The organism is Ruegeria sp. AF3 (assembly GCF_056536285.1).
On the sequence record NZ_JBQFJM010000001.1, the window covers coordinates 1157649 to 1182906 of the forward strand.

Annotated in this window: 25 protein-coding genes and 1 pseudogene; 10 read left to right on the plus strand and 16 right to left on the minus strand. The window is 59.6% G+C overall.

All coding sequences use genetic code 11. From position 1 onward, the window contains the following. The first annotated feature begins 350 nt into the window (after positions 1 to 350). From ACR3FC_RS05745 to ACR3FC_RS05775, 7 genes are read left to right on the plus strand one after another with little or no spacing between them, the layout of a single operon-like run. Positions 351 to 1565, plus strand: a complete 1215-nt coding sequence (locus ACR3FC_RS05745) for a glycosyltransferase family protein (protein WP_480473823.1) — start codon at positions 351 to 353, stop codon at positions 1563 to 1565. Next, complete coding sequence (locus ACR3FC_RS05750; RefSeq protein WP_480473824.1) at positions 1562 to 2809, plus strand: glycosyltransferase family 4 protein; 1248 nt, start codon at positions 1562 to 1564, stop codon at positions 2807 to 2809. The genes ACR3FC_RS05745 and ACR3FC_RS05750 overlap by 4 nt, the downstream gene beginning before the upstream one ends. Further along, a complete protein-coding gene (locus tag ACR3FC_RS05755; RefSeq protein WP_480473825.1) occupies positions 2809 to 3885 on the plus strand; it encodes a glycosyltransferase family 4 protein in 1077 nt (358 codons plus the stop codon). Before ACR3FC_RS05750 ends, ACR3FC_RS05755 begins: the two co-directional genes overlap by 1 nt. Next, positions 3882 to 4466, plus strand: a complete 585-nt coding sequence (locus ACR3FC_RS05760) for a histidine phosphatase family protein (RefSeq protein ID WP_480473826.1) — start codon at positions 3882 to 3884, stop codon at positions 4464 to 4466. The genes ACR3FC_RS05755 and ACR3FC_RS05760 overlap by 4 nt, the downstream gene beginning before the upstream one ends. Continuing rightward, complete coding sequence (locus tag ACR3FC_RS05765) at positions 4463 to 5605, plus strand: glycosyltransferase family protein (RefSeq protein ID WP_480473827.1); 1143 nt, start codon at positions 4463 to 4465, stop codon at positions 5603 to 5605. The genes ACR3FC_RS05760 and ACR3FC_RS05765 overlap by 4 nt, the downstream gene beginning before the upstream one ends. Beyond that, positions 5602 to 6357 (plus strand): polysaccharide deacetylase family protein, encoded by a 756-nt coding sequence (locus ACR3FC_RS05770; protein ID WP_480473828.1) that lies wholly within the window; start codon positions 5602 to 5604, stop codon positions 6355 to 6357. Before ACR3FC_RS05765 ends, ACR3FC_RS05770 begins: the two co-directional genes overlap by 4 nt. A 10-nt stretch (positions 6358 to 6367) precedes the next feature. After that, complete coding sequence (locus ACR3FC_RS05775; protein ID WP_480473829.1) at positions 6368 to 6844, plus strand: class I SAM-dependent methyltransferase; 477 nt, start codon at positions 6368 to 6370, stop codon at positions 6842 to 6844. Here ACR3FC_RS05775 and ACR3FC_RS05780 read toward each other — a convergent pair whose 3' ends face one another. Further along, positions 6845 to 7987: an alpha-D-ribose 1-methylphosphonate 5-triphosphate diphosphatase gene (locus ACR3FC_RS05780; RefSeq protein ID WP_480473830.1), complete on the minus strand. Its 1143-nt coding sequence runs from the start codon at positions 7985 to 7987 to the stop codon at positions 6845 to 6847. A gap of 52 nt (positions 7988 to 8039) precedes the next feature. Between ACR3FC_RS05780 and ACR3FC_RS05785 the strand changes: the two genes are divergently transcribed. Continuing rightward, the gene (locus tag ACR3FC_RS05785; RefSeq protein ID WP_480473831.1) at positions 8040 to 8723 is read left to right on the plus strand and encodes a DUF1045 domain-containing protein; all 684 of its coding nucleotides are present in this window, start codon (positions 8040 to 8042) and stop codon (positions 8721 to 8723) included. Here ACR3FC_RS05785 and phnN read toward each other — a convergent pair. From phnN to phnG, 8 genes are read right to left on the minus strand one after another with little or no spacing between them, the layout of a single operon-like run. Next, complete coding sequence (gene phnN / locus ACR3FC_RS05790) at positions 8705 to 9253, minus strand: phosphonate metabolism protein/1,5-bisphosphokinase (PRPP-forming) PhnN (RefSeq protein WP_480473832.1); 549 nt, start codon at positions 9251 to 9253, stop codon at positions 8705 to 8707. The two genes, ACR3FC_RS05785 and phnN, sit on opposite strands and share 19 nt — an antisense overlap. Next, positions 9250 to 9933: a phosphonate C-P lyase system protein PhnL gene (phnL, locus tag ACR3FC_RS05795; protein WP_480473833.1), complete on the minus strand. Its 684-nt coding sequence runs from the start codon at positions 9931 to 9933 to the stop codon at positions 9250 to 9252. Before phnL ends, phnN begins: the two co-directional genes overlap by 4 nt. Before the next feature lie 22 nt (positions 9934 to 9955). Next, positions 9956 to 10726 (minus strand): phosphonate C-P lyase system protein PhnK, encoded by a 771-nt coding sequence (gene phnK, locus ACR3FC_RS05800; RefSeq protein ID WP_480473834.1) that lies wholly within the window; start codon positions 10724 to 10726, stop codon positions 9956 to 9958. Then, a complete protein-coding gene (locus ACR3FC_RS05805) occupies positions 10723 to 11583 on the minus strand; it encodes an alpha-D-ribose 1-methylphosphonate 5-phosphate C-P-lyase PhnJ (RefSeq protein ID WP_480473835.1) in 861 nt (286 codons plus the stop codon). The genes phnK and ACR3FC_RS05805 overlap by 4 nt, the downstream gene beginning before the upstream one ends. A gap of 3 nt (positions 11584 to 11586) precedes the next feature. Continuing rightward, positions 11587 to 12432: an EamA family transporter gene (locus ACR3FC_RS05810; protein WP_480473836.1), complete on the minus strand. Its 846-nt coding sequence runs from the start codon at positions 12430 to 12432 to the stop codon at positions 11587 to 11589. Then, a complete protein-coding gene (locus ACR3FC_RS05815; protein WP_480473837.1) occupies positions 12429 to 13520 on the minus strand; it encodes a carbon-phosphorus lyase complex subunit in 1092 nt (363 codons plus the stop codon). The genes ACR3FC_RS05810 and ACR3FC_RS05815 overlap by 4 nt, the downstream gene beginning before the upstream one ends. Before the next feature lie 3 nt (positions 13521 to 13523). Continuing rightward, positions 13524 to 14099, minus strand: a complete 576-nt coding sequence (phnH, locus tag ACR3FC_RS05820; RefSeq protein WP_480473838.1) for a phosphonate C-P lyase system protein PhnH — start codon at positions 14097 to 14099, stop codon at positions 13524 to 13526. Further along, positions 14099 to 14557, minus strand: coding sequence for a phosphonate C-P lyase system protein PhnG (gene phnG, locus ACR3FC_RS05825; protein WP_480473839.1), 459 nt, complete (start codon positions 14555 to 14557; stop codon positions 14099 to 14101). The genes phnH and phnG overlap by 1 nt, the downstream gene beginning before the upstream one ends. A gap of 103 nt (positions 14558 to 14660) precedes the next feature. On the opposite strand from phnG, the gene phnF reads away from it, so the two are divergent. Next, positions 14661 to 15371, plus strand: a complete 711-nt coding sequence (gene phnF, locus ACR3FC_RS05830) for a phosphonate metabolism transcriptional regulator PhnF (RefSeq protein ID WP_480473841.1) — start codon at positions 14661 to 14663, stop codon at positions 15369 to 15371. 202 nt (positions 15372 to 15573) lie between these two features. Here the strand turns inward: phnF and phnE (ACR3FC_RS05835) are convergent, their stop codons facing one another. From phnE (ACR3FC_RS05835) to phnC, 4 genes are all read right to left on the minus strand, one after another. Then, entirely contained in the window at positions 15574 to 16941 is a 1368-nt protein-coding gene (phnE, locus tag ACR3FC_RS05835) for a phosphonate ABC transporter, permease protein PhnE (protein ID WP_480473842.1), read from the minus strand. After that, positions 16938 to 17819: a phosphonate ABC transporter, permease protein PhnE gene (phnE, locus tag ACR3FC_RS05840; protein WP_480473843.1), complete on the minus strand. Its 882-nt coding sequence runs from the start codon at positions 17817 to 17819 to the stop codon at positions 16938 to 16940. The genes phnE (ACR3FC_RS05835) and phnE (ACR3FC_RS05840) overlap by 4 nt, the downstream gene beginning before the upstream one ends. A gap of 66 nt (positions 17820 to 17885) precedes the next feature. Further along, positions 17886 to 18788, minus strand: a complete 903-nt coding sequence (gene phnD, locus ACR3FC_RS05845; protein WP_480473844.1) for a phosphonate ABC transporter substrate-binding protein — start codon at positions 18786 to 18788, stop codon at positions 17886 to 17888. A gap of 67 nt (positions 18789 to 18855) precedes the next feature. After that, positions 18856 to 19677 (minus strand): phosphonate ABC transporter ATP-binding protein, encoded by an 822-nt coding sequence (gene phnC / locus ACR3FC_RS05850; protein ID WP_480473845.1) that lies wholly within the window; start codon positions 19675 to 19677, stop codon positions 18856 to 18858. Positions 19678 to 19838: 161 nt separating this feature from the next. Here phnC and rpe point away from each other — a divergent pair, with 161 nt between their 5' ends. After that, positions 19839 to 20528 carry a ribulose-phosphate 3-epimerase gene (gene rpe, locus ACR3FC_RS05855; protein ID WP_267365711.1) on the plus strand — a complete coding sequence of 230 codons (690 nt, stop codon included), beginning with the start codon at positions 19839 to 19841 and terminating at the stop codon, positions 20526 to 20528. Between the two features lie 292 nt (positions 20529 to 20820). Here rpe and tuf read toward each other — a convergent pair. The 3 genes and pseudogenes from tuf to ACR3FC_RS05870 form a co-directional block, all read right to left on the minus strand. Beyond that, a pseudogene (gene tuf, locus ACR3FC_RS05860) lies at positions 20821 to 21995 on the minus strand (elongation factor Tu). 112 nt (positions 21996 to 22107) lie between these two features. After that, positions 22108 to 22701, minus strand: a complete 594-nt coding sequence (locus ACR3FC_RS05865) for a hypothetical protein (protein WP_480473846.1) — start codon at positions 22699 to 22701, stop codon at positions 22108 to 22110. 99 nt (positions 22702 to 22800) lie between these two features. Continuing rightward, positions 22801 to 25149 (minus strand): DNA topoisomerase IV subunit A, encoded by a 2349-nt coding sequence (locus tag ACR3FC_RS05870; protein ID WP_480473847.1) that lies wholly within the window; start codon positions 25147 to 25149, stop codon positions 22801 to 22803. Positions 25150 to 25258 lie beyond the last annotated feature (109 nt).

The window sequence follows — 25258 nt, forward strand, 5'->3', positions numbered from 1 at the left end:
AGAAGCGTTTCAGGCAGTTCAAACACTCGCATCACTCCGTCTCAATATCGTGTTTGGACGTGTTCTTGGCGCACTCTGATGCTCGCAGGTGTTTTCAATCTTGCCATAATTGAATATGACCGGGCAAAAGTTTCAGGTCCGACCCGATTGCCTTCATCGGGATCCTTATGCGATCTTCTCTAGCTGTGGTGCGATATGCCGCGAAGTTGTCAAAACGCTGTTGCCAAATCGCAATGCTTGAAACATTTGCAAATGCGCAAATCCGCCTTTGGCAAGCGTGGTATTGAAATATACGGTAACGCTAGCGAACGCGCGGATTTCGCTCTGGGATCAAGAAGACGGGCAACACTATGAGCCTTGGCACAACCAATTCTAAACCGGACCGCGCGCCGCGTATCCTGTTTTACAGCCATGACACGTTCGGTCTGGGGCATTTGCGCCGGTCCCGCGCCTTGGCTGCGGCAATCACGCAGGCGGACCCAAGCGCCTCGGCGCTGATCCTGACGGGTTCACCCGTGGCAGGCCGTTTCACTTTTCCGCGCCGGGTTGACCATGTGCGCCTGCCCGGTGTGACCAAGCGTGCGGACGGCTCGTATGCCGCGCGCACAATCGGAATGGGGATCGACGAAGTAACCGAATTGCGTGCGGGATTGATCCAGACCGCGGTTCAGCAGTTCGACCCAGACGTGTTGGTGGTCGACAAGGAACCGACAGGGTTCCGGGGTGAGCTGTTGCCAACACTGAAATATCTCGAACGCCATTGCGGTACGAAACTGGTTCTGGGCCTGCGTGATGTGCTGGACGAACCCGAAGTGCTGGCCGCCGAATGGGCACGCAAAGAAGCCATCGAAGCGACCGAGCGGTTCTATCATGAGATCTGGGTTTACGGATCACAGTCGATCTACGATCCGACGCAAGGATTGCGGCTGAGCGCGTCAGCGCGATCGCGTATTCACTGGACGGGATATCTGCGCCGCGATCTCGGCCCGGTCGGGGAACCGCCTCAGCAACCTTATATCCTGATCACACCCGGCGGCGGTGGCGATGGTAAGGCGCTGGTCAACCTTGTGCTGTCCGCCTACGAGAAAGACCCGGACCTGTCGCCGCGTGCCGTGTTGGTCTATGGCCCATTCCTGTCGGGTGAATTGCGCAACGATTTCGAAGCACGGGTTGCCGCATTGAATGGTCGCGTAACTGCGGTTGGATTTGAATCGCAGATCGAAACGCTGTTTGCAGGGGCCGAAGGCGTGGTCTGCATGGGTGGATACAACACGTTTTGCGAGGTTTTGTCCTTCGACAAACGGGCCGTCATTGTTCCACGCACCACACCTCGTCTGGAACAGTGGATAAGGGCCTCACGCGCGGAAGAGCTGGGGCTGGTCAAGATGCTGGACGAACGACGCGACAGCCTGACACCCGACGCAATGATCCGTGCCATCCGCAATCTGCCGCACCAATCTGTGCCGTCGCATGCCATCCAAAGTGGATTGCTGGACGGTTTGGACTATGTCACCGACCGCATTGACAGCCTGCTGACACGGGAACAGAAACGAGCCACTGGATGAACTCGGCCTCTCCCAATCTGGCGGTTGTGGTCAAAGGCTGGCCGCGACTGTCCGAAACATTTATCGCTCAGGAACTTGTTGCCTTGCAGGAAGCCGGGCACCGATTTGACATCTGGTCTCTGCGCCGTCCGACCGACACCAAACGTCACCCTTTGCACGATCGATTCTTGGGGCAGGTTCGCTATCTGCCGGAATACCTGCATGAGGAGCCACAGCGGGTGTGGGCGGCCCGCACTGCCGCCCAAGACCTGCCCGGCTATGCCGAGGCCTACAAGATCTGGCGGCACGACCTGCGCCGCGATCCCACGCCGAACCGCATCCGCCGGTTTGGGCAAGCATGTGTTCTGGCCGCCGAGTTACCCGCCCAGACGCAGGGGCTCTATGCCCATTTCATGCACACCCCCTCGTCCGTCGCCCGATATGCGGCCATCATGCGCGGTCTGCCATGGAGCTTTTCCGCCCATGCCAAGGATATCTGGACCTCACCGGACTGGGAAAAGCGTGAAAAGCTGCAGGCTGCAACATATGGGGCCGCTTTCGGAGCCACCTGCACGGCAATCGGCGCGGAACACCTGCGCAGCCTCGCTGATGACCCCAACCGCGTGGACCTTATCTATCATGGCCTGGACCTGTCGCGCTTCCCCGAACCGCCAAAGCGCAGGATACGCGCCGCTGGCGATCCGTTTCACATGATTTCCGTTGGGCGGCTGGTTGAAAAGAAGGGCTTTGACCGCCTTATTGCGGCCTTCACGCTGCTGCCGGAAAACCTGGACTGGCATTGGACCCACATTGGCGGCGGGGGTCTTGGGGACTCACTACACAAACAGGTGCGCGCTGCTGGTATCGTGGACCGCATCACCTGGAGGGGCGCCTGCGATCAGCCCGAGGTGATCGAAGCCATGCGCAAGGCCGACCTGTTTGTTTTGCCCAGCCGTGTTGCTGCGGACGGGGACCGTGACGGATTGCCGAACGTGTTGATGGAGGCCGCATCGCAGCAGTTGCCAATTCTGTCGACACCGGTTTCGGCTATCCCTGAATTCATCCAATCCGGAACGCATGGCGTGCTGTCTGATGACGACCCGGCTGCATTGGCTTCGGCCATTTCAGCTTTGGCCGCTGATCCGGAAACGGCAGCAACTATGGCGCGTGCAGCCTATAACCGCCTGATTGCAGATTTTCGAATGGAACCCGGTATTGTACGGCTGTCGGCACGGTTGAAAACCCTGAGCATGGAAGACGCGTAATGGCGCGGGTCGCGTTTTATGCGCCAATGAAATCCCCCGGCAGCCAGATACCCTCGGGCGACCGCGAAATGGCGCGAAACCTGATGCTCGCCTTGGCGGCGCAAGGGGATAAGGTCGAACTGGCCTCGGACCTACGCATCTATGACAAGAACGGGGACCGGGACCTACAGCGAACCCTTGTTCGCGCGGCTGAGATTGAAGCACAGCGGCTGAACGCCGAGTTGCCCTTTGATACTGATCTTTGGGTGACTTATCACAATTACTACAAAGCACCCGACCTGCTGGGCCCCAAGATCTGCCAGGCGCGCGGCATTCCGTATGTGCAATTGGAAAGCACGCGCGCATCAAGCAGGCTGAACGGACCGTGGGCCGATTTCGCCCAAGCGGCGCATCAGGCGTGTGATGCAGCGGATATCATTTTCTACCACACTGCCAATGACCTGATTACGTTGGAACGGGACCGTTTTGGCAAGCAGGCACTGGTTGAATTGCCGCCATTTCTGCTTGAAACCGTGTTGCCTGTGGCTACGGCCGGGGACGGCCCCATGCTTACTGTCGGAATGATGCGGCATGGGGACAAGCTGGCGTCCTACCGGATTTTGGCCGAAGCCCTTTCGCACCTGACATGTGACTGGAACCTGAACATCGCGGGGGACGGACCGGCGCGGCCGGATGTTGAAGCGTTGATGGTGCCGTTCGGAAGCCGGGTGCACTTTCTGGGCCAGCTCGACCGGGCGGACTTACAGAAAATCTACCAACACGCATCCCTGCTTGTCTGGCCCGGCGTGAACGAAGCCTATGGGATGGTCTATCTAGAGGCGCAGGCGACAGGCCTGCCCGTGGTCGCACAGGATCGTCCCGGCGTTCGGGACGTGCTGGCACCTGCGGTTTACCCACCGATTGAAGCTGGGGCCAGAGGGCTTGCCGATCACATGCAAAACCTGCTTGAGGATACCGCGCAGCGCCACGCGTTTGGGGAGAATGCGCGCAGCTATGTGGCCCGGCGTCATCTTATGCCTCAGGCGACCGAACGGTTGTGGGCGCATCTACGGCCCTTGTTGAAGGATGTATCATGACCCGTCTTGCACTACTTCGCCACGGGCATACCCACTGGAACCGCGCAGGGCGCATTCAGGGGCGCAGCGATATTCCGCTGGATGACGACGCGCGGTCTGAGCTGGCCGGGTATCGCTTGCCTGATCCATGGGCCGCCGCCGATATCTGGTCCAGCCCCTTGCTGCGCGCCAGCGAGACGGCACGCATCGTGTCTGGGCGCGCCCCGAAAACCTCGGACGCGCTGATAGAAATGAATTGGGGCGACTGGGAAGGGCTTCGAGGCGTCGACCTGATCGCCGATGAAACCAGCGGGTATCGCCATATCGAAGACTGGAGTTGGGATTTTTGCCCGCCTGACGGTGAAAGCCCTGCCGAGGTCTGGACCAGGCTGCACCCCTGGGTGTCCGGGCTGCGGCAGGATACAGTCGCGGTCTGCCATATTGGCATCATGCGGGTCATTCTCGCCCAGGCGTGGGGTTGGGATTTTGATGGTCCCGCCCCCTTCAAGATCAAGCGCAATCGGCTGTATATCGTCGATATGAATACGATGACCGCAGATCCGGACCCTGTTCGCTTGATCAAACATGGGCGGCTTCCATGAAGGTGATGATCGTTGTCACGCACCTGTTGGGAACAGGGCATCTGAGCCGGGCTCTGACATTGGGCCGGGCCTTCCGGGATGACGGTCACGAGGTCATGGTCGTCTCGGGTGGGATGCCTGCGCCTCAACTAGACAGCAGCGGGCTAACCCTGTTCGGTTTGCCACCGCTCAGATCGGATGGAACCAATTTCACGCGGCTTCTGACTGAAAGCGGTGCCGAGGCCGATGCTGATTATCATCGCGCGCGCGTGACAGCCATGGTGCAGGCGGTAAACAGCTTTCAGCCGCAAATCCTGATAACCGAGCTTTTCCCCTTTGGGCGCCGGTCGCTGGCAGCGGAATTCGACGCGGCCCTGAATGCGGCACGGGCCCTGCCTCAGCCTCCGGTCATCCTGGGATCGATCCGCGATATTCTGGCCCCGCCATCCAAACCCGCCAAGGCCCAGCGTACTGAAGATATCGTCACCCGCTTTTATGACGGCATTCTTGTTCACTCGACCGAAAGTGTCACACCGCTTTCGGTCAGTTGGCCGGTGTCGGACCGATTGGCGGAACGGCTGCATTATACCGGTTTTGTTGCGCCGGAACTGCCTCAACCGCATCCGCAGTCCGTTGGGCGGGGCGAAATCCTTGTCAGCGCCGGCGGCGGTTCCGTGGGGCAACCGATCTTTCGCGCGGCCATCGAGGCCGCCCGCCAGATGCCCAACAGGCGCTGGCGCCTGTTGATCGGCGGGACGGATGCCAAGGCAAGGATCGCAGAGCTGTCCCAACTGGCTGAAGGAACCTCGGCAATTCTGGAACCTGTGCGCCCCGATTTTCGCCAGATGCTGCCCCATGCGGCGGCATCGGTCAGCATGTGCGGTTACAACACCGCCATGGATATTCTGCAAAGCGGAACACCCGCTGTTTTTGTCCCATTCGATGATGGCAAAGAGGTTGAACAGGGGCTGCGTGGGCAAAGCCTGTCGAGTTTGCCAGCCATCGAGGTGCTTCTCAGCCGAACCTTGAGCGGGCAGGCGTTGGCGCAGGCCGTAGAGCGCGTCATTTCAGATGGGCCCCGCGCGCAGCAGGATTTCGGGTTTGATGGTGCGGCCCAAACCGTGGAAATCGCCAAGCACCTGCTGGAGCGGCGTAAATGAACCCGGACTGGCACCCACTTGAGGTCGAGCTGACCCATTGGCGTGCAGCGGGCCTGTCGCTGCCGCTGTGGTGGCGAGATGATGACGCAATCGCTCCGACATCGCAGTTGGACCGGCTGTCCGATCTGGCCGCGCAGTTAGGCCTGCCGGTACATCTGGCCGTCATTCCGCGCGCGGCAACCCCTGCGCTGGCCGACTATGTTGCGCGCAGCGAAACTCTCATTCCAGTGATCCACGGGTGGTCCCACACGAACCATGCGCCCGCCGGTGAGAAGAAAGCCGAGTTTCGTCTCAACCGTCCGTTGGACCGAGTTGTCGCGGATGCCGCGGCAGGATTGTCTCGCCTTGACGCCTTGTTCGGCAACACCCTGCGACCGATGTTTGTCCCTCCGTGGAACCGCATTGCACCAGAAGTCATCGAACATCTTCCATCGCTGGGGTATCGCGTTCTTTCAACGGCAACGCCCCGCAGAACAAAAATGGCGGCAACGGGTCTTGAGCAGGTCAACACACATCTTGACCCGATTGACTGGCGGGGTGCACGCGGTCTGATCTCTCCGGACCGCCTGATCGCACAGACAGTTAACCTCCTGCGGGACAGGCGCGAAGGCCGCGCAGACAACGCCGAGCCTTTTGGAGTATTGACCCATCACCTGGTCCATGATCAGGACATCTGGGCCTTTACCGAGGCGTTGCTGAAACATCTGCTGGACGGTCCTGCCACACCCTGGGTCGCACCAAAGAACGAGTGAGGACATCGTCATGAGCCGACTGGATTCCATGCTGCGCCGACTGACGGCCCAACGTGACGGGCTGAACTGGGCAGCCGAACAGATCAGTGGCCAGCCCGGCGATGTGCTGGATATGGGTTTGGGCAATGGTCGCACCTATGACCACCTGCGAGAAATTCTGCCGCACCGCCGGATCTGGGTGATGGATCGTGTGCTGCAATGCCATCCCGAAAGCACCCCACCGGCCGAAGATTTCCTGCAAGGTGAAGCTGAACCCATGCTGCGGAAACTGATGGCCGAGGGGCACAAGATCGCGTTGGCGCATTATGATTTCGGACGCGGCATCAAACACGAAGATGTGGCCGAGGCCGCGCGCCTCAGCCCGTTGATCGCGCAAGTGATGCAGCCCGGTGGGTTGTTGATTTCCGGCCAGCCCCTTGTCGGCTTCAACCAGATCAAAGGGCCCGAGACGATCGCGCCGGACCGTTACCTGTTCTATACGGCCTGATCACGCCACACGGCGACCGCGCGCCCAAACCGAGTTGAGGGCTGGCACACCCGCGCGCATCCGGAAACGGATAACATCGGCGCGGGCATTGGCGCGCAACTCGCCACGATCCTCCAGCCTGGCGGCCTGCGCCGGCGCCAATGTGACGGTCTTCATTCCACGCGCCATATCGCCCCACATTTGACCCAGCATGACCGCAGACAATAACAAGGCCGACGGCACGTAATCCGAGGACATTACGTCCAGATGCCCAAGCTCGGCCAATTCGCGGGCCGCAACATTGCCGGAATGAGAGCCACCGCGTACAACGTTTGGCGCACCCATCATAACCTTGATACCATGTTCATGACACGCCCGTGCGGCCTCCACCGTTGTGGGAAACTCAGCCAGCCGAATGCCGTGACCTGCCGAGACCTTCACCTGATCTTCGGTCGTATCGTCATGACTGGCAAGAACGGCCCCAAATCGGCGCGCGGCCTTGACGGTTTCGACCTCGTGCACATCGCCGTTGCGATCACGTAGGCTTTTCAGCTGAGCCACATGCTGAAAGAACGTATCATCGTCCATTGCATATTTGCCCTTCAGAAAGGATTCCAGCTTGCCCATGTTGCGAAACTGACGCTGGCCGGGGGTGTGATCCATGATGGACACAAGGCCGACCCTATCCTCGGGTCCAAACTCGTCCAGTTCTTCGATCAGTGTCTCGGAACACACCTCTGCCCGCAAATGCAGGAAATGGCTGATCTTAAGCGCATCCTGCTCGCGCAGTTCCCGCAACTCCCGCGACAGGCCGCGGGCATATTTTCCGTACCGTCCGGCGCCGGACGGGATCGAACCAACCCGCATCGCATCGAACACACTTGTTATCCCCACGCTGGCCAGTTCCGCGTCATGGGCCAGAATGGCGGCGGCATGGGGCCAATGTACATTGGGGCGCGGCTGAATATGGCGTTCAAGATTATCCGTGTGCAACTCGACAAGACCGGGGCTGACATAGTCGCCTTCGCAGTCTATCGCACCTGCGGGAACTGCACTCCCGGTGTCAATTTCGATGATAGTGTCATCCACAATTCGAACACAGCCGGTGACAGTTTCATTCGGCAACACAAGCGTGGCATTGGCAAGGATCAAGTCTTCTGTCATCTGAACTTCACACAATCTGAGGTATTGGAAGGCCACTTAATAGGAGGCCAATGTGACATTCACGCGATACGCGATCTATTTTGCGCCGCCCGCCGGGGCGGTCTGGACGGATTTTGCGACCAGCTGGCTGGGCTGGGACATGGAAAAGGGAATGCAGGTCGCGCATCCGATCATGGGCGGCATCGACATTGCGACCATCACTGAGGTGCCGCGCAAATACGGGCTGCACGCGACATTGAAACCGCCGTTCCGGTTGCGCGATGGCCTGACCTTTGACGCGTTGCACCAGGCGTGCATTGCGCTGGCTGCAACTCGGCAGCCTGTCACACTTGACGGTCTGGAAATTGCCCGCCTTGGACGGTTCCTGGCCCTGTGCCCGCTGGGTGAAACGCAGGCGCTGAATGCGCTGGCCGCGGCCTGTGTTCGCAACCTCGACCGGTTTCGCGCACCTGCCACTCAGGCTGAACTGACGCGCCGCCGCGCCGCCGGGCTGACCCCCGAGCAGGACGACAATCTGACCAAATGGGGTTATCCCTACGTGCTGGACGCGTTTCGATTTCACATCACGCTGAGCGGCAAACTGGACAAACCAACCCTCAAGGCAACGCAAGAAGCACTGCAAACCCATCTGAGCCCTTTGCTGCCGCAGCCCTTCCAGATCACTGATCTTGCCCTGATGGGCGAGACGGAAGATGGGTGGTTTCACCTGATCCATCGCTACGCGCTTTCCGGTTGAAGGCGGCGCAGGATTTCGGCGACCGTGTCTTCCAGCGCGCCGGAATTGTCGACTTCGATGACCCGGTTCAGACCATCCGGCAACTCCGCGTTGGCGCGACACAACCGCCGCGCCTGCTCGTCTGCGCTTTCCCGTCCCCGCGCGGACAGGCGCCGCGCCAAAACTCCGGCATTTGCCGTCAGAGAGATCACGATCAGGTCTCCAAACACCTTCTGCGCCTGTAAAAGAACCCGGCGAGAAAGATTGACCAGAACCGCATTCGCCCCCTGACGCTGTCGCAAAATCTCAGCAGGGATACCGTAGAACAGACCATGCGCGGGCCAGCTCAGCGCGAAAGCGCCTGCCTGTTCCATCTGCTGGAATTCTGCGACCGAAACCCGGTCGAAATCCTCGCCTTCTTCGCCTGCGGGGCGGGTGATCACCCTTCGCACGCGCCGGGCGCCGCGCACCTGTGCCTCCAACGCTTCCATGACACTGTCCTTGCCGACGCCCGAGGGGCCAACAATCGCTATGACAGGGGCAAGTGTCATGCCGCCAGTCCCGGCGTGAAGTCGGCGACATTGACTTCGCGGTCACAGACACGCTCACGTGCATCAAGGTCGTGGAATATCCCGACAATCGCCGCGCCACGCCCTTTTGCCTCTTCAATCAGTGACAACACGGTTTCGCGGTTCTGCGCATCCAGGCTTGCCGTCGGTTCGTCCAGCAACATCGCCGGGTAGTCATGGGCAAAGCCACGTGCAATATTCACCCGCTGCTGTTCCCCGCCCGAAAAGGTTGTGGGGCTCAGGGTCCACAAACGCTCAGGAATGTTCAGCCGCTTCAGCAACCCGGTGGATTTCTCCAGCGCCTCAATTCTGTCGCAACCCACGGCCAGCAAAGGCTCTGCCACAACGTCCAGCGTCGGCACCCGCGGCACGACCCGCAGGAATTGACTGACATAGCCCAGCGTTTCCCGGCGGAGGGTCAAGATCTGGCGCGGCTCGGCTTTTGCCACGTCCAGACCTCCTACCAACACCTGACCAGAGGCCGCCAGGTAGTTGCCATAAATCACGCGCATCAGCGTGGACTTGCCCGCGCCTGACGTCCCCGTCAAAGCAACGCACTCACCCGGTTCAACCTTCAGCGACGCTTCTTCCATCACCGGGATAACGACACCGCCCTGATTGTGCAGGGTAAAGCTTTTGCTCACATTGATCAGTTCAATCATTGCTTCACCTTTTCCCAAATACTCAAACCTGCAGAACGCTGGACACAAGCAGCTGCGTATAGGCGTGTTGAGGATCATCCAGCACCTGATCGGTCAGCCCGGCCTCAACCACATGACCATCCTTCATCACCATCAGCCGATCGGCCAGCAGGCGCACTACGGCAAGGTCATGGGTCACGATGATCGCGCTCAGCCCCATTTCACGCACCAAGCCGCGCAAGAGGTCCAGCAACCGCGCCTGAACCGAGACATCCAGCCCCCCGGTCGGTTCGTCCATGAACACCAGTCGCGGGCCAGTCACCAGATTGCGGGCGATCTGCAAACGTTGCTGCATTCCGCCCGAAAACGCGGTGGGCCGGTCATCAACGCGCTCGGCCTCGATCTCGACCCGGCCCAGCCAGTCAATGGCCTTGTCTCGGATGTCACCATAGTGGCGCTCGCCCACGGCCATCAGCCGTTCACCAATATTGCCTCCGGCACTAACTGACATCCGCAGCCCGTCACGTGCATGCTGATTCACAAAGGCCCAATCGGTACGGCTCAGCATCCGGCGTTCGGGCTCCGACATGGTCACCGTATCCACCGGCCCATTCGCGCGCGTGTCAAAGATCACCTGCCCTGCATCAGGAACCAGATGACCGGCCAGACAATTCAGCAGGGTCGACTTGCCCGAGCCACTTTCACCCACGATCCCCATCACCTCTCCGGGATAGAGATCAAAAGTCACATCCGTGCATCCGATCCGCGCACCATAGAGCTTTTCGATGCCCTTGGCCTGCAACAGGGCGGTCATGCCGCGTTCTCCTCGGCCAGTCGGCCCATATGGCCCGCTTCGCGGCGCGACCGGCAATAATCGGTGTCCGAACAGACAAACATTCGGTTGCCCGCATCATCCATGATGACTTCATCCAGATAGCTATCCTCGGCCCCGCACAGGTCACAGGAATGATCGGCCTTGGTGGCCTCGAACGGGTAATCCTCGAAGTCCAGGCTCACGACCCTGGTATGTGGCGGCACCGCGTAGATGCGCTGCTCGCGCCCGGCACCGAACAGCTGGATTGCATCCATTTCAAGCTTCGGGTTGTCGAATTTCGGGATCGGGGACGGGTCCATCACATAGCGGCCAGACACTTTCACCGGATAGGCGTAAGCGGTCGAGATCGCCCCGTGCTGGCTGATATCCTCATATAGCTTCACATGCATCAGCCCATATTCTTCTAGACTGTGCATCTTGCGTGTCTCGGTCTCGCGCGGTTCGAGAAAGCGCAGAGGTTCCGGGATCGGCACTTGATAAACGATGATCTGATCTTCGCGCAACTTTGCCTCGGGGATGCGGTGGCGGGTCTGGATCACCGTCGCCTTCTCGGTTTCCTCGGTCGTCTCCACACCTGCGGTCTTTTCAAAGAACTTGCGGATCGACACCGCGTTGGTCGTGTCATCCGCACCCTGATCGATGACCTTGAGCGTATCCTCAGGCGTCAGCGCCGCGGCCGAGACCTGCACCCCTCCGGTGCCCCAGCCGTAAGGCATCGGCATTTCACGGCTGGCAAAGGGCACCTGATACCCCGGAATAGCGAGGCCCTTCAGGATGGCCCTGCGGATCATCCGTTTGGTTTGTTCGTCTAGATAGGCGAAGTTGTAGTCAGACATGGGTCAACTCCGGCTCATGCGCAGAAGGATCGCACCCGCAAGGGTCAGCGCGGTTGAGGCGACCTTTTTCAGGTCGAGCCTTTCGTTTAGGAAGGTCACGCCGATGATCAGTGCAAAGATGATCGAACACTCGCGCAAGGCAGTGACCAACGCGATGGGCGCTTGGGTGAAAGCCCAGACAACCAGAACATAGGCGGTGAATGAGGCCGCGCCGCCAAGGACCGCCAGCCGCCAAAGGCTGGCTGCCCGCCGCAACAACCCCGGTCGCGCAACCCGCGCCACCAGGGCAAAGCCCAGCGCATTCGCCGCCGTCAGCGTGCCGAAGAAGCCCAGTGCTGTTCCCGCAATGCGCGCGCCTTGCCCGTCGACGATGGAATAGGCGGCGATGAACAACCCAGTGATCAGCGCCAGCCCTGCAGCAGCCATGTTGAAATTGCCATCCGCGCGCCGCACCAGCGCGATCGAGGCGATCCCGACCGAGATCATTGCCATCGCCAATAGCTCGGCCTGGCTGAACGTAACCCCAAAGAACAGCGCCGTACCAAGCGCAACCAAGAGCGGCGAGGCACCGCGTGCGATCGGGTAGACCTGGGTCAGGTCGCCGATCTTGTAGGCCTGAATCAGAAACAGCTGATAGCCCAGATGCAGCCCGATGCCTGCCAGCAGGTAGGGCCAGCACGTCCAATCGAGCGGCTGGGCAAACGGCAGAAGAAGGAGGCCGGACAACCCCTGCCCCATCACCACAGCCGTCATCGCGGCGCTTTTGTCCGACCCACCCTTGACCAACGCGTTCCACGTGGCGTGCAGCAGCGCTGCCAGCATTACCACCAGAAAGACGAGCCCGCTCATTCGGCAGCCTCCTTTAACGTGATCCGCGCGTCAGCCTCGCGGCGCAGTTTGCGGACCAATTCAAGCTCGGACTGGAAATCCACGTAATGCGGCAGCTTGATGTGTTCGAGAAAACCGGTCGCCTGAATGTTGTCCGCGTGGCTCAGAACAAATTCTTCATCCTGCGCAGGCGCGCCCAGATAGTCTTCGCCCAGTTCCTTCCACCGCAGCGCGCGATCAACCAAGGCCATCGCGATGGCCTTTCGCTCAGACTGACCAAAGACCAGACCATAACCACGCGTGAACTGAGGCGGCTCGGTTTTTGAACCCTTGAACTGGTTCACCGTCTCACACTCGGTCAGTTCGACCTCGCCGATTTCGATGGCAAACCCCAACTCGGGGATGTCCATTTCAACCGCAACCTTACCGATCCGCAATTCACCCACAAACGCGTGGTTGCGCGCGTAACCGCGCTGGGTGGAATAGGCCATGCCCAACACGAAACCCTCATCCCCGCGAGTGAGCGATTGCAGGCGCAACGGGCGACTGGCAGGAAATTCCATCGGTTCGCGCGTCAGGTCGCCGGGGGTGTCATCACTTGCTTCTTCGTCCTGAATGAGGCCCTCGTCCTTCAGGAATTCGGTGATATGCGGCGTCGGTTCCTGCCGTGCAGAACCTTCCGGAGCATTCGGGACATCACCATCCGCAGCCAGTTTGAAATCCAGCAAACGATGCGTATAGTCGAACGTCGGTCCCAGAACCTGCCCACCCGGCGCATCCTTGAACGTGGCCGAGATCCGGCGGTCGCAGGCCATCTCTCCCGTTTCGACGGGATTGGAATGGCCAAAACGCGGCAGCGTGGTGCGATAGGCGCGGATCAGAAAGATCGCCTCGATCAGATCGCCCCGCGCCTGCTTGATCGCCAGCGCAGCCAGATCGGGGTCATAAAGCGAGCCTTCCGCCATGACCCGATTCACTGCAAGGCTCAGCTGTTCGCGGATCTGCGCAAGGCTCAGCTCCGCCACATCGGTCGCGCCCCGGCGTTCTTCGGCCAGCCAGGCATGGGCGTTCTCGATGGCTTTTTCGCCCCCTTTGACAGCAACATACATCGCTTAGGCCTCCGACGTGATCTGCGTGCTGCGTGGCAGGGCCGCAACCCTGTCGCCGCAGGTAAAGAAGAAATCGCACCCCAGAGGATAGAGCATCGCATTCCCCTGAAGCGCCGGAATATCCGGCAGAGACAGGCGCGCGGTCTTTTTGATGCCGGGGCCGCTCAGAACGGTACCGCTCTGCTCCAGCCGGTCGCATTCCACTATCAGGGTCGCAGAACGATCCGGGTATTCCGGCGTTCCGATGCGATAGGTGTTAAGCGGCCCCAATGCGTTCCATGTGCCAACGGCAAAATCAGCCTTTGCTGCGGATACGTGCGGGGCGCCCGTGTGGAAAGTCAGCCAATTGCGGACTGCTTCGGTATCGGTGCCTCCGGCCAGATGAACCCTGGTCTCGGGGTCGCACAGCGTCAGCAGCAGTGTACCAGCCGCCACGGACAGAGGTGCAGGAGGTTCACCGCCCGACAGGACGCGTATGTCGCCCGGGCGTGCCATGACGGTCATCGCAGCGCGGAACGCATGTGCGGCATCGACAGGTGCGTTTTGAAAGCCCCCGGAAAACTGTGTTTGCGCGGCCATCAATCTTCCCCCCGAACCAGCGTGAAAAACTCAACCTTGGTGGCCGCTGCCTTGGCCGCGCGTGTGCTTTTGACCGCCTGCATTTGCTGCTGAAGCGGGTCGAGCAGCCGCGCCTGCACCTCATCTGCTGCCCCGGTCTGCATCATCGCATCAATCAATGCTGCGGCTTCGGCCTTGGGTTTCGATCTACCCTGAACATAACCGTGACCAACCGTTCCATCCTGCAACACCACAGAACAGCGCGTGACCGTCATTTCGCCCAGATTGAACGGTGCTCCGGTGCCGCCGGTGCGACCACGCACCATCACGCTCCCGACCTCGGGGCGGCGCAGCCAGTCAAAGCTCGGGCGGGTCTCAATCCCGTCCCACAAGGTCATCAGGGTGTCGGCAGGTGCACGGGCCAGCAAACCCATCCAATCCCTGCGCGCCCCGGTCGCGATTTCTGTCTGATCTGTCATCAAAGCCTCTTGGCCGGGTTGTCTATTTAAACTATACAACTAGACAAATATTAACCTGCGTGTGCGCTACACGCAATCTCCAACTGTGTGAAGATTTGGTGACATGAGCAAAACGCCGATCTGGAAAAGCATTGCCCTGCGCCTGACCTCGGACATTGCCGAAGGGCGGTATCAAACCAGTGACCGCCTGCCGACCGAAGCGCAGCTGGCCGCTAAATACGGTGTCAACCGCCACACAGTGCGGCGCGCGTTGGCTGACATGTCGGAACAAGGTCTGGTTCATGCCCGGCGCGGTGCGGGCGTTTTTGTGGCGGCGCGGCCAACCGACTATCCGATTGGCAAAAGGGTTCGATATCACAAGAACGTCTCGGCCAGCGGCAAGATACCGGGAAAGAAAATCCTGGCCCTGACCACACGCGCGGCAGATGAAGCCGAGGCCGAAGCACTGGGTCTGAGCAAAGGGGACCCGGTGCATGTCTATGACGGGTTATCACTGGCGGATGGGCAGCCCATAGCCGTTTTTCAAAGCGTCTTCCCGGCAGAACGCTTTCCAAACCTGTTACAGGCGCTGACCGAGACCCAGTCTGTAACAAAAGCCCTGCAACGCAGCGGTATCACGGACTACACCCGCATCTCGACCCGATTGACCGCGCGCGGTGCGACAGCAACGCAAGCCCTTCACCTGCAACTGTCCGAAGGTGCCCCCGTGTTGTTTTCGGTCGGCATCAACGCGGACCCGGACGGCAGACCCGTCGAATATGGCCGAACCGTATTTGCTGGTGAGCGTGTCACGCTGACGCTGAACGAAGAGTAATCCACATCCTTTCCCGCCCGACTTCGACCTTCTGCCGGGGGTCGCATCCCGTTGGGCATGGTGCGAAAATCGATTCAGCTGCCTTTCGGGTCAGCATTATTCTGAATATGGGATGAACGGTAATGGAATAAGCTCTGTGACGCTTCTTCAAACGATTGCGCCGCACTGAACCGAGCTGTTTTCTTGTCACTCCAAACCCGGTTCAGGGCAACAGGAGCGGTTTGGGGTCGGGCGTGCGCGGCCAGCGCTTTTTACCCGCCTTACCCTCGATCAGACGACGGCGCAGCCAGCCCGAAAACCAATCCATCAGCATCACCATCAGAATGATCAGGATGATGTAATAGGCGACCTCTTCCCAGTCTTTCTGCGTGATGATTGCCTGCGTCAGCAGTAACCCAATGCCGCCGCCCGTGATTGCACCGATCACCGTCGCACTGCGGGTGTTGGATTCGAGGAAATACAAAAGCTGGCTCAGCAAAACGGGCGTAACCTGAGGGATAACGCCAAACCGATACCGTTGCGGGGCGTTCGCACCCGTGGACTGCACACCTTCGATCTGCTTCTGATCCACGTTTTCCAACGCTTCCGAGAATATCTTGCCGAATGTCCCGGTGTCCGTCACCAGAATGGCAAGCGCACCGGTCAACGGGCCGGGACCAAAGGCGCGGGCCAGAACCACAGTCCAGATCAACGCGTCTACGCCGCGCACAAAATCGAATACACGCCGTGTCGCAAAGCGGATGGATGTCATCCGGTTGAAATTGCGCGTCGCAAGGAAGGCCAATGGAAGGGCCACAATCGCCGCGCCAAACGTGCCCAGAAATGCCATCAGCATCGTCTCGAAGATGGCCCAGGCCACATCCTGATGGCGCCACATCTTGTTGGTCCAGAAATCATTAAAGATCGCGCCCGCCTCGCCCGACGCCGCGCGTCTGGCCAGTTCCGGGAAGGACTTGCCGAAATAAGGGCTGTCCAGCGTGAACCAGAACAATTCCCACCCTGTGAAATAGCGGAACACCTCGGACCGGTTGCGGGTGACAGTCAAACGACCTGCGTCCGTTGTCACAGACAGCCGGTTCTTGGAGACGTTGATCCACTCCGGAACCTCGCCCTCCGGCAACTCCGCCTGTACACCGGCCGAACGCGTAGGTGTTGCGCGAATGGTGCCATAGCCGGGAATGTCATATTCCACCGTCTGCGAACCGAAACGCACGACATGGCCCTTTTCAAGGTCGATCACAGTTGTCTCGCCCAGCGCCACCCACTCCGGGGCCTGCCCTTCAGGATATGCCCCCTTGCGCTCACCCTCGATGGCGGCTGAAACTTCACCGGTGCGATTATCCCGCGCGATATGCGTTTTGTAGCTATAGCTGTCAGCCACCAGCGTCTTGCCATTTGCCCAGTTTGCGCGCCCCACAAGGCCCGACACGTCAAAAACAAAAAAGACATAGATCAGATAGACGAAAACCAGAGCAGGCAACCCGAAGTTCATCAGCCTCTTGCGGTTGAACAAGCGATCTGCTTCGGCTTTGAGGTCATCGACAGTCAGATTGGTTGCGAAGGTGCTCATGCCAAAGCTCCTTTTTCCGAGCCATGGGTCAGACGGTCGCGCAGGTAGCCAGACAGCTGGTCGACGACCACGATTGTCACGAACAGAAGGATGAAGATGGCCGCGGCTTCGTCATAACGCCCCTGCCCCCAGGACATGGCATTGCGAAGCTCGTAACCCAGACCGCCTGCCCCAACAAATCCAAGAATGGCCGAGGCACGGATGTTGATCTCGAACCGCAGCAGCGCGTAGCTGACATAGTTCGGCCCGACCTGCGGAATCACCCCCAGATACATCCGCTGTGACCAGTTGGCACCCACGGAATGCAGCCCATCCACCGGTTTCAGCGAGGCGTTCTCGTTCACCTCGGAAAACAGCTTGCCCAATGCGCCAGCAGTGTGAATAGCGATGGCGATCATGGCGGGAACCGGGCCACCGCCCAGAATGAAGATCAGAACCAACGCAATTACGATCTCGGGAATGGCGCGGCAGATGTCTGATATTCGGCGAAACAGCGGGATCAATGACGGCCACAGCGCCATGCCGCGTGTCGACATCAGGGCGAAAAACGTTCCGACAATTGTGCCGACAAGCGTCGCCGCCGCCGCGATGTTGATTGTCTCGACCAGGGCTGGGAAGAACGAGAGCAGATTGGCTGGCATTTCGGCAATCTTTTCCCCCGCTTCGGACAGAACCTCTGTGGGGTAATCAAGGATACGGTGCCAGCCATCGACAAAGCTGCCGGCATTCCGGTTGTCGGCTGTGCGAAACCCTGCCGCCATCAACGACAGGAACAGGATCAGGAGGATACCACCATAGACCCGCTTGCGCCGTGTCATCGCTGTATAGTCGTTGCGGATCTGATCGACGGATAAGGACCCTGCGGTAAGGTCTGTCATGGAATGCTCCTGAAGGGAAAACGGGGTCCGGTACATCACCAGACCCCGATCAATGGATATGCAGTCTTAGTTGGACTTCAGCTTGCGCGCTTCGATGATGACCTCGTAGGCCTCATGCGTGATAGGATCAAAGCTCTTGGCCTCACCCGCGGCCACGCCGTAGAAACATTCGCGGTCTTTTTCATCCAGCGTGTTCCACAATTCGGTAACCTGAGCTTTGACATCCTCGGGCAGAGCCTTGCGCAGTACAACCGGACCTTCCGGGATCGGTGCCGATTTCCAGATCTGGACCAGATCGTTCATGTCGACCAGACCAGCATCCACAGCGCGGCGCAGTGCGCCCGACTGATAGCCGTCTTCCCACTCGCCGAGACCATCGGCCCAGGTCACACCGCCATCTACGTCACCGTTGTTCACCGCAACGATGGTCTGCTCGTGACCGCCGGTGAATTTCACCTCAGCAAAATAGTCACCCGACTCCATGGTTGCTCCGGTGGCCTGGGGAATCTCAATCGACGGGATCAGATAACCCGAGGTCGAATTCGGGTCGCCAAAGCCGAAAACCTTGCCCTTCATGTCCTCAAGTGAGGTGATGCCGCTGTCCTTGTGTGCAAACCCAACCGAGTAATAGCCGTAGCCGCCATCGGTGTTCACCTTGACCAGTACCGGCTCAACCGCGTCGGGGTCGCTCAGATAGGTTTTGGCATAGCCCGACGCACCCAGCCAGGCGACATCAATCGTGCCGCCCAGCAGCCCCTGAATCACTCCGTTATAGTCGGCAGGGGCAAACAGTTTGGTCGGAACGCCCAACAGTTCTTCGGTGTATTCGCGCAGACACTCGTTTTTGCTCATCCGGTCCTGAGCGTTCTCGCCACCCAGAATGCCGATGCGGAATTCGCTGATTTCTTCGGCCATGACCGGTGCAGCCAGTGTTGTGGATGCGACCAAGGCAGCAATCAGTTTTTTCATCTGTCTCTCTCCAGTTTGATAACCCCGGCCTCTCACCGGGCCGGGCGATGAAAGGGGTTGGGATGGCTCAGATGGTTGCTTCTGCTTCCATCAGCGCCTTTCGCGTGGCGTCGAGCGTTTCGATTTCCGTTGATGTCGCTTCTTCCGAGAAGCTGGCATCGGCGCCATAGATCTCGCGGGCGACGCCTGTGGTCAGTTGCTCGGGCAGCCCATCGAACACGATGCGCCCGTCGCGCATCCCAACCACGCGGTCGCAATAGCGACGTGCTGTGTCCAGCGTGTGCAGGTTGGCGATGACAGTGCGGCCATCTTCTTCGTGGATGCGGCGCAGCGCCTGCATCACCACCTGTGCATTCATCGGGTCCAGCGAGGCAATTGGTTCATCCGCCAGAATAATCCTCGGGTCCTGCATCAGCGCCCGCGCAATCGCCACGCGCTGTTGCTGGCCGCCCGACAAGGCCTCGGCCCGTTTCGGAGCGTGTTCCGCAATTCCCAACCGGTCCAGAATGTCGATGGCACGGTGAATTTCATCCATCGGGAACAGGTTGAACATAGCGGCCAGCGTCGAATGACGGTTGAGCGTGCCATGCAGCACGTTCGAAACCACATCCATGCGCGGCACCAGGTTGAACTGTTGGAAGATCATCGCGCAATCAGCCTGCCAGGCGCGTTTGTCACGGCCTTTCAGTTGGGTGATGTCCCGGCCCTCAAATTGGATTTCGCCTTCGCTGGCATCCGTCAGGCGGTTAATCATCCGCAGCAGGGTGGACTTACCCGCGCCCGACCGTCCGATGACCCCGATCATACACGGCCTGTCCACATCCAGCGTCGCGGCATTCACGGCAACATTGTCACCAAAGCGTTTGGTCAGTTTCTTGATACGCAGCACGTGCCACCCCCAATTCGTGTTGGCGGACTGCTACAGATGCCGTTCAAAGGATATGTGTCAGCGTAGTGAAAGTTTTGTAACGCCCCGGCGCGCGGGGGGTATCCATCGCTCCGCCTCACGGGTATACGCATCCGCGACTCTTCAGCTGACACGAGGCCAATATGAGCTTTGACCGCACCATCAAGATCGCGCCGTCCATTCTGTCCGCCGACTTTGCCAATTTCGGGCAGGAAATTCAGGCCATCGAAGCGCAGGGCGCGGATTGGGTCCATGTTGACGTAATGGACGGCCATTTCGTCCCGAACCTGACCTTTGGCCCGCCAGCCGTCAAAGCCTTCCGCCCGCATGTAAAGACGGTCATGGACGTGCACCTGATGATCACGCCGGTCGATCCATACATTCAGGCCTACGCTGATGCAGGCGCTGACATTCTGACCGCGCATGTCGAGGCGGGGGCCCACACCCACCGCACGCTGCAAGCAATCCGCGCCGCAGGCATGAAGGCAGGCGTCGCCTTGAACCCGGGCACCCCGGCTGAGGCGGTCGAACACCTGCTGGACCTCACCGATCTGGTCTGCGTCATGACCGTGAACCCCGGCTTTGGTGGCCAGAAGTTCATCGACATGACCAGCAAGATCCGCAAATTGCGCCAGATGATCGGTGACCGCCCGGTGCATATCGAGATCGACGGCGGTGTTGATCCCCAGACAGCGCCCCTTGTTGCCGCAGCGGGGGCTGATGTGTTGGTCGCCGGGTCTGCCGTGTTCAAAGGCGGATCAGTTGATCGGCCCGAGGTTTACGGTGAGAACATTCGGGCCGTACGGGCCGCAGCTGAAGGCGGGTTGGGCTGAGCCGTCCACACTCGACAGCGTAGTTTGCTTTATACGCAAAGCTGGACTTCTTTGATTTCATCAGGCGGGATGCGCCCCGCCTTGACGTACTTGGTATGGCCTTCATTTGGGTCATAGACGTGCCGGGCTGAAGCCCGGCCTACGGGTAGGTCGACGGCCTTCGATACAAAGCCTTACAAAAAAGGCCGCCCCCTTGTGGAACGGCCTTCTTTAGTTCAATGGAGTGGGCTCTCATTGCTCTTTCAGAGCAACTGCCGCCCACCGGCCAGAGTTTTCTAAAGAAAACTCGACCTTATTCAGTAATCTTCGACACGACGCCGGCGCCGACGGTGCGGCCGCCTTCGCGGATGGCGAAGCGCAGGCCCTGCTCCATCGCGATCGGTGCGATCAGTTCAACGCCGAACGACACGTTGTCGCCGGGCATGACCATCTCGGTGCCTTCCGCCAGGGTCACGGTGCCGGTCACGTCAGTCGTACGGAAGTAGAACTGCGGACGGTAGTTCGCGAAGAACGGGTGTGACGGCCGCCTTCTTCCTTGGTCAGGATATAGGCTTCGGCTTCGAACTTGGTGTGCGGTGTCACCGAACCCGGCTTACACAGAACCTGGCCACGCTCAACGCCGTCACGATCCACACCACGCAGCAGGGCGCCGATGTTGTCGCCCGCTTCACCGCGGTCCAGCAGCTTGCGGAACATTTCAACGCCGGTGCAGGTGGTTTTCGAGGTGTCGCGGATGCCGACGATTTCGATCTCGTCGCCAACGTTGATCACGCCACGCTCGATACGGCCGGTCACAACGGTACCACGGCCCGAGATCGAGAACACGTCTTCGATCGGCATCAGGAACGGCTGGTCAACAGCACGCTCGGGCGTGTCGATATATTCGTCAACAGCCGCCATCAGCTCGCGGATTTTGTTCTCGCCGATTTCAGGGTCACGGCCTTCCATCGCGGCCAGAGCCGAACCTGCGATGATCGGAATATCGTCGCCGGGGTATTCATACGAAGACAGCAGCTCGCGGATTTCCATTTCCACCAGTTCCAGCAGCTCTTCGTCGTCAACCTGGTCAACCTTGTTCATGAACACGACCATCTTCGGGATGCCAACCTGGCGGCCCAGCAGGATGTGCTCGCGGGTCTGCGGCATCGGGCCGTCCGCGGCGTTCACAACCAGGATCGCGCCGTCCATCTGAGCAGCACCGGTGATCATGTTCTTGACGTAGTCGGCGTGGCCGGGGCAGTCGACATGCGCATAGTGGCGCGCGTCGGTCTCGTATTCCACATGCGCGGTCGAGATGGTGATGCCGCGGGCTTTCTCTTCCGGCGCGCCGTCAATCTGGTCATACGCCTTGAAGTCACCAAAATACTTGGTGATCGCTGCGGTCAGCGTCGTCTTACCATGGTCAACATGCCCAATCGTGCCGATGTTGACGTGCGGTTTTGTACGCTCAAACTTTTCCTTTGCCATTCCTCAGGCGCCCTTTTGCGATTTGGGGGACCCTTGGTCCCGGGTTACTATCTGCGCGCGCGAGATATTTGGTTCAAAGGGGAAAATCAAGCACATCCTGAGGGAAATGCGGTTATCCCGCCGGATTTTGCGTAACCTCGGTGGAATCGAGGGGCTGGATCAGGTCTGGCCGTTTTTCGAACCAGCCATTCTCTTCATGTTCTTCAGCCAGCCACTCTTCGACCCGGTCGGCTACTTTCAGTGACAGACCGGCCATCTGTTCGTTTTTGGTACGCTCGTGCCCCGACCCTTTCAGCGCACTGCCTCCGGTCGTGTCTTCCAGCACCTGGAACTGCTTTCCCTTTGCCAGAAACTTTTCTTTCTTCACGTCATAAACGTTGACCAGCACAATCGCAGTGCTTTTGGGATTGTAGATGATCGGGATTCCCGGGGGCGCCAGCATGTAGCCTTCCAGGCTGATTCCGATGTCATATTCCTGCGTACCTTCATAACGGCCCAGACGAATATCGACTGCATTCTGGATGGCCTTCGTCCATTCGTCGGGTGTTGCATCGCGGGATACTGGCCCTTGCACGGCCTTGTCAGCGAACGCGTAGTTGACCCGCAGCTTGAATTCACCCAGCGATTCAGGCGGCTCATAAACCTGCGTCTGCGTGCAAGCGGCCATCAGGGCCAATCCGGTGATTAGGGTCAGAATGCGCAACATGTCTCTCTGTCTCGATAGGCCTGTTTTTATTGGGTGTAGCGCACCGATACGGGTTGTGCCAAGCCGTATCGGTGGATTTCTACCGCAACCGGGGTCGGATCACGAAAACTTATAGTCCCGCGGGAAGCCGTAAGGCGCTTTTTTACCTACGCTGGCGCGCTTGGACAGCCATTGGGACATATCTGCCTCATGCCGGGTCTTGTCGCCTCCCATGGACCATTTCAGGCCCTCCTCCCAGTTGAAGGTGGTGATGTCAGACAGACCGCCGTCCAGCTCAAGCGTCCCCTGCCGCCCGCGTGCCATATTGTATTTTTGCAGGCGCACGCCCTTGCCGCGAGTCATTTCGGGCAATTCTTCTGTCGGGAAGACAAGGAACTTGCCGTTCTGGGACACGATTGCAACGTGGTCGCCCTCGACCGGTTTGCAGATCACTGCTGTTTCGTCGTCCTTGACGTTCAGCACCTGCTTGCCGTTTCGCGTCTGGGCCAGCACGTCATCTTCGGGCACCATGAACCCGTTGCCCGCATCCGAGGCCACCAGCAGCTTGCGCCCCGGTTTGTGGATCAGGATATCGATGATCCGTGCCTCGTTCGGCAAATCGACCATGAGGCGCAGGGGTTCGCCCATGCCCCGCCCGCCGGGCAGGTTGGCCGCGCTGACTGTATAGAACCGCCCGTTCGAAGCGAAGACCAGCAACCGATCGGTCGTTTCCGCATGGAAGATAAAGCGCGGCCCATCGCCATCCTTGAACTTCAATTCACGGGTCAGGTCGATATGACCGGTCATGGCGCGAATCCAACCCATCTGAGAGCAGACGACCGTGATCGGTTCGCGGTCGATCATCGCCTCAAGCGGCACTTCTTCGACCTCACCCGCTTCGGCGAACCGCGTGCGGCGCGCGCCGCCTTCGTAATCTTTGCCGAAGGTCTTTTTCGTCTCTTTCAACTGCTCGGAAATCTTGGCCCATTGCAGGCCTTCGTCGGCCAACAAGTCTTCGAGGTTGGCACGTTCCAGCATCAACTCATCGCGTTCGCGAACCAGCTCCATCTCTTCCAGACGGCGTAGGCTGCGCAGGCGCATGTTGAGGATCGCGTCAACCTGAACCTCGGACAACTCGCCCTCGCCCGGTTTGGGTGAGACATAGTCGGCCTCGCTGGTGGCGCGGATGTGGGCGATCCCCCAATCCTCGCGCATCAGCGCGGCTTTGGGGTCTTCGTCGTAGCGGATGATGTCTATCACACGGTCGAGGTTCAGGAAGGCAACGATAAAGCCCTCCAACACTTCCAGCCGGTGGTCGATCTTGGCCATGCGGTGGCGCGAGCGGCGCAGCAGCACCTCTTGTCGGTGATCTAGAAACGCGCGCAGCACTTCCTTCATCGAGCAGACCTTGGGCGTCACCCCGTCGATCAGCACGTTCATGTTCAGGCTGAACCGCACCTCAAGGTCCGAGTTGCGATAAAGCATGCCCATCAGCACCTCAGGGTCCACATTCTTGGAGCGCGGCTCGAGGATCAGACGGATGTCATCGGCGGATTCGTCGCGCACATCGGCAAGGATCGGGATTTTCTTGGTCTGGATCAGCTCGGCGATCTTCTCGATCAGCTTGGACTTTTGAACCTGATAAGGAATCTCGGTGACGATGATCTGCCACTGTCCGCGCCCCAAGTCCTCGACCTCGTACTTGCAGCGCAAACGGAACGAACCGCGCCCGGTGCGATAGGCTTGCGCGATATTCTCGGGCGGCTCGACAATCACGCCTCCGGTCGGGAAATCTGGGCCGGGCACATAGTTCAGCAACGTGTCATCGCGCGCCTCCGGCGTCTTGATCAGATGCAGACATGCATCGCAGAGTTCCGAGATGTTGTGCGGCGGTATATTCGTCGCCATCCCCACCGCGATACCACTTGCGCCATTGGCCAGCAGGTTCGGGAACTGTGCAGGCAGCACGACCGGTTCGGTCAGGGTGCCGTCGTAATTGTCGCGGAAATCAACGGCGTCTTCGTTCAACCCTTCCAGCAGCGCCTCGGCCACGATGGTCATCCGCGCCTCGGTGTATCGCGAAGCCGCCGGGTTATCGCCGTCGATATTGCCGAAATTGCCCTGCCCGTCGACCAGCGGATAGCGGACGTTGAAATCCTGCGCCAGGCGCGCCATCGCATCGTAAATTGCAGCATCGCCATGCGGGTGATAGTTGCCCATCACGTCGCCGGAGATCTTGGCAGACTTCCGGAAACCTCCGGTTGCACTGAGTCGCAACTCTCTCATCGCATAGAGGATTCGGCGGTGAACCGGCTTCAACCCGTCCCGCGCATCGGGCAGCGCCCGGTGCATGATAGTGGACAGCGCATAGGTCAGATACCGCTCACCAATCGCGCGGCGCAGCGGTTCCGCCACCTCGCCCCCACCTGCAGGGGCCTCCATGTTGGGGTCATCGATCGTATCGTTCATATATGATGTGATACGACGCAAGTGCGCCCTGGTAAAGCGAGCAGCACATAAATTGCTGGGGAAAAGTCGTGCTTTTTGCAACAGGGGGAGACACCGTGTTGTTTTCCCC

What these genes read in the sequence shown, in the direction of transcription:
- ACR3FC_RS05745 (WP_480473823.1), top strand. Translation starts at nt 351, where the DNA reads ATGAGCCTTGGCACAACCAATTCTAAACCGGACCGCGCGCCGCGTATC.
- ACR3FC_RS05750 (WP_480473824.1), top strand. Translation starts at nt 1,562, where the DNA reads ATGAACTCGGCCTCTCCCAATCTGGCGGTTGTGGTCAAAGGCTGGCCG.
- ACR3FC_RS05755 (WP_480473825.1), top strand. Translation starts at nt 2,809, where the DNA reads ATGGCGCGGGTCGCGTTTTATGCGCCAATGAAATCCCCCGGCAGCCAG.
- ACR3FC_RS05760 (WP_480473826.1), top strand. Translation starts at nt 3,882, where the DNA reads ATGACCCGTCTTGCACTACTTCGCCACGGGCATACCCACTGGAACCGC.
- ACR3FC_RS05765 (WP_480473827.1), top strand. Translation starts at nt 4,463, where the DNA reads ATGAAGGTGATGATCGTTGTCACGCACCTGTTGGGAACAGGGCATCTG.
- ACR3FC_RS05770 (WP_480473828.1), top strand. Translation starts at nt 5,602, where the DNA reads ATGAACCCGGACTGGCACCCACTTGAGGTCGAGCTGACCCATTGGCGT.
- ACR3FC_RS05775 (WP_480473829.1), top strand. Translation starts at nt 6,368, where the DNA reads ATGAGCCGACTGGATTCCATGCTGCGCCGACTGACGGCCCAACGTGAC.
- ACR3FC_RS05780 (WP_480473830.1), bottom strand. Translation starts at nt 7,987, where the DNA reads ATGACAGAAGACTTGATCCTTGCCAATGCCACGCTTGTGTTGCCGAAT.
- phnN (WP_480473832.1), bottom strand. Translation starts at nt 9,253, where the DNA reads ATGACACTTGCCCCTGTCATAGCGATTGTTGGCCCCTCGGGCGTCGGC.
- phnL (WP_480473833.1), bottom strand. Translation starts at nt 9,933, where the DNA reads ATGATTGAACTGATCAATGTGAGCAAAAGCTTTACCCTGCACAATCAG.
- phnK (WP_480473834.1), bottom strand. Translation starts at nt 10,726, where the DNA reads ATGACCGCCCTGTTGCAGGCCAAGGGCATCGAAAAGCTCTATGGTGCG.
- ACR3FC_RS05805 (WP_480473835.1), bottom strand. Translation starts at nt 11,583, where the DNA reads ATGTCTGACTACAACTTCGCCTATCTAGACGAACAAACCAAACGGATG.
- ACR3FC_RS05810 (WP_480473836.1), bottom strand. Translation starts at nt 12,432, where the DNA reads ATGAGCGGGCTCGTCTTTCTGGTGGTAATGCTGGCAGCGCTGCTGCAC.
- ACR3FC_RS05815 (WP_480473837.1), bottom strand. Translation starts at nt 13,520, where the DNA reads ATGTATGTTGCTGTCAAAGGGGGCGAAAAAGCCATCGAGAACGCCCAT.
- phnH (WP_480473838.1), bottom strand. Translation starts at nt 14,099, where the DNA reads ATGGCCGCGCAAACACAGTTTTCCGGGGGCTTTCAAAACGCACCTGTC.
- phnG (WP_480473839.1), bottom strand. Translation starts at nt 14,557, where the DNA reads ATGACAGATCAGACAGAAATCGCGACCGGGGCGCGCAGGGATTGGATG.
- phnF (WP_480473841.1), top strand. Translation starts at nt 14,661, where the DNA reads ATGAGCAAAACGCCGATCTGGAAAAGCATTGCCCTGCGCCTGACCTCG.
- phnE (WP_480473842.1), bottom strand. Translation starts at nt 16,941, where the DNA reads ATGAGCACCTTCGCAACCAATCTGACTGTCGATGACCTCAAAGCCGAA.
- phnE (WP_480473843.1), bottom strand. Translation starts at nt 17,819, where the DNA reads ATGACAGACCTTACCGCAGGGTCCTTATCCGTCGATCAGATCCGCAAC.
- phnD (WP_480473844.1), bottom strand. Translation starts at nt 18,788, where the DNA reads ATGAAAAAACTGATTGCTGCCTTGGTCGCATCCACAACACTGGCTGCA.
- rpe (WP_267365711.1), top strand. Translation starts at nt 19,839, where the DNA reads ATGAGCTTTGACCGCACCATCAAGATCGCGCCGTCCATTCTGTCCGCC.
- ACR3FC_RS05865 (WP_480473846.1), bottom strand. Translation starts at nt 22,701, where the DNA reads ATGTTGCGCATTCTGACCCTAATCACCGGATTGGCCCTGATGGCCGCT.
- ACR3FC_RS05870 (WP_480473847.1), bottom strand. Translation starts at nt 25,149, where the DNA reads ATGAACGATACGATCGATGACCCCAACATGGAGGCCCCTGCAGGTGGG.